This is a genomic window from Lacinutrix sp. (assembly GCF_037625555.1).
GTDB lineage: Bacteria > Bacteroidota > Bacteroidia > Flavobacteriales > Flavobacteriaceae > Lacinutrix.
In genome coordinates, this window is sequence record NZ_JASJHV010000117.1 from 1 (window position 1) to 2746 (window position 2746).

Genomic DNA, 2746 nt, shown 5'->3' on the forward strand with positions numbered 1-2746 from the left:
AAGACTTAGGGGTTATAAAATTATCTGAATCTACTAATGGTTTGGATGAAATAGTTATTGTAGCAGAAAAAACTACAGTAGATATTCGTTTAGATAAACGTATTTATAATGTTGGAAAAGACATGACTGTAAAAGGAGGAACTGCTTCGGATGTTCTAGACAATGTGCCTTCTGTAAATGTAGATGTAGAAGGAAATGTAAGCTTAAGGGGAAATGAAAACGTTCGTATTTTAATTGACGGTAAACCTTCTGCTTTAGTAGGTTTAAGCGGTGCAGAAGCACTAAGACAATTACCGGCAGACGCTATTGAGAGAGTCGAAGTAATTACCTCACCATCTGCAAGGTATGATGCAGAAGGAACTGCAGGGATTTTAAATATTATTCTAAGAAAAGGAAAAGCTTTAGGCTTTAATGCTTCTATAAATACTACTGTTGGAAATCCAGATCAATTACAATTAGCAACCAATTTAAATCAAAGAGGTATAAAAACGAACCTTTTCTCTAACTTCGGATATAATTATAGAAACGGGCCAGGAAACTCTTACACTGATTTAAGAAATCTTACTAATGGTGTGGTTACAAGTTCCAGGATAGAAGATAGGCAATGGGCACGAAAAAGAAATAGTTTTAACGCTAGTATGGGTTTAGAATATTTTCTAACGAAAGAAAGTTCTATAACAGGAGTCGTTTTTTATACACATACCAAAGGTGGGGATTTATCAGAAAATAACATTCAAGAATTTAATGCCAATAATCTTATTACTAATAGTGCAATTAGAATTCAAAATGAAGATTCTAATGACGAAACAGTTCAATATTCTTTAAATTATACAAATAACTTTAATAAAAACGGTCATAAATTAACGCTAGACCTTCAGTATAGTGATAGTAAAGAAGATGAAGAAGCGATCAATATAGAAACAGGTTTTACAGACGAAACTAACATTACAAACGAATCATCAAAAAACACCTTACTACAAGCAGATTATATTTTACCAATTGGCGAAGATGCTCAATTTGAAGCAGGCTATCGAGGAGATTTTCAAGATTTAACTTCAGATTTTTTAGTTACGCCAGTTTCAGATCCAAATTTCGACCCATCAAATAACTTAGAATTTGGTCAAAATATTCACGCATTTTACACACAATATGGAAATAAATTTAACAAACTTTCTTTATTGCTAGGGCTGCGTTTGGAAACTACAGATGTGAAGGTTCGGTTGTTAAATTCTAATGAAAACAACGATTTTAGTTATACAGAGTTATTTCCAACAGTAAATATTGGTTATGAAGCAACAGAAAAACAAAGCTTTACTTTAGGGTACAGTAGACGTATAAGAAGAGCACGTTTTTGGTATTTAAACCCGTTTGAATCAAGAAATAGTCAGAATATTATTTTTAAAGGAAATCCAGCTTTAATACCAACTTTTACAAACTCTTTCGATTTGGGATACTTAAACCGAATTGGTAAATTAACTTTAAACTCCTCTATTTATTATCAACATTCTACAAATAATATTAGTAGAGTTACTAGGCAAGAAATTAGAGAAATTAATGGTAATGACGAATCTGTATTAATAAGAGAACCTATCAATTTAGCATCAGAAGATAGATATGGACTTGAATTTACAGCCAATTATAATGCAACTAAAATAGTAAAGTTCGACGGAAGTTTTAATTTATTCAACTCTAAAACAGCAGGGATTTACACCTATGATTTCTTAGATCCAACGTCAAATACTACGAATACAATTACAGAAGATTTAAGTAATAGCAACACAAGCTGGAGAGCTCGTTTTAACGCTAGAGTGACTTTACCTTATAAAATAGAATGGCAAACTAGATTATCCTATCGAGGTCCAAGCGAAAGTGCACAAAATGTAAGTGAAGGAATTTTCTCAGCAAACTTAGCGTTCAGCAAAGATATTTTAAAAGAGAAAGGAACTTTGGTTTTAAATATAAGTGATGTATTTAATTCAAGAAAAAGTAACACTGTAAACTATACACCAAATAGAGCTGCCCCTACAAATATCTCGGATCAAACTTTTCAATGGAGAATGCGTCAAATATCTTTAAACTTCACCTACAGATTTAATCAACAAAAAAAACAACAAAATGGTGGAAGAGAAAATGGCGGTGGAGAAGAATTTGAAGGTTGATTTTTTTGATGTTCGAGCGAACTTTACAGACTGTCTTTTTGTTACCATAATTACAAATCACTTTTTTTTTGTGTGATTTGGCAAACTCATTATACCTAGGATGATACTTCGTAAACCTACAATGGCAATTATTAAATGAAATATAAGAAGGATACCTATCAATAAATAATAGCCTCGCAATTAAACCCATAAAAAAACTCGTCCAATTTCTTGGACGAGTTTTTTTTTATAAAATATATTTTAAGAAAACTACTTTCCCTCGGCAGCTTGCTTTGCTTCTTTTTTTAATTTTAAATTTTCCCAGATAGTTCCACCAATCCAATAAGGTACTACAAATGTTAATAAAAATATTAACAACCAGAAACCAGCTGTAAAAACAAACATGAATAAAACCAAACCTGAAAATTGAGAAAAATCTAACATTATACTATTTTTAATAATTTATAAAGCAAAAATAAGACATATTTTCAAATTCTGCTATCTTAAAGTAAAATTTTTCAATAGTATTTTATACTGCTTGTTAATAACGAATCTGCTTAGTTTTTCGTAAATTTGTACATCTTAAAATTATACTCTTTTATTATGAA

2 protein-coding genes are annotated in these 2746 nt (G+C 30.8%); one reads left to right on the forward strand and one right to left on the reverse strand.

Annotated features, from left to right (window positions below):
* A partial coding sequence (locus tag QNK89_RS09825; RefSeq protein WP_340170850.1) for a TonB-dependent receptor occupies positions 1–2159 on the forward strand: 2159 nt, incomplete at its 5' end.
* A 249-nt stretch (positions 2160–2408) separates the two neighbouring features.
* On the opposite strand, the gene QNK89_RS09830 is transcribed toward QNK89_RS09825, so the two are convergent.
* Positions 2409–2582: a hypothetical protein gene (locus tag QNK89_RS09830; protein ID WP_339341974.1), complete on the reverse strand. Its 174-nt coding sequence runs from the start codon at positions 2580–2582 to the stop codon at positions 2409–2411.
* Positions 2583–2746 lie beyond the last annotated feature (164 nt).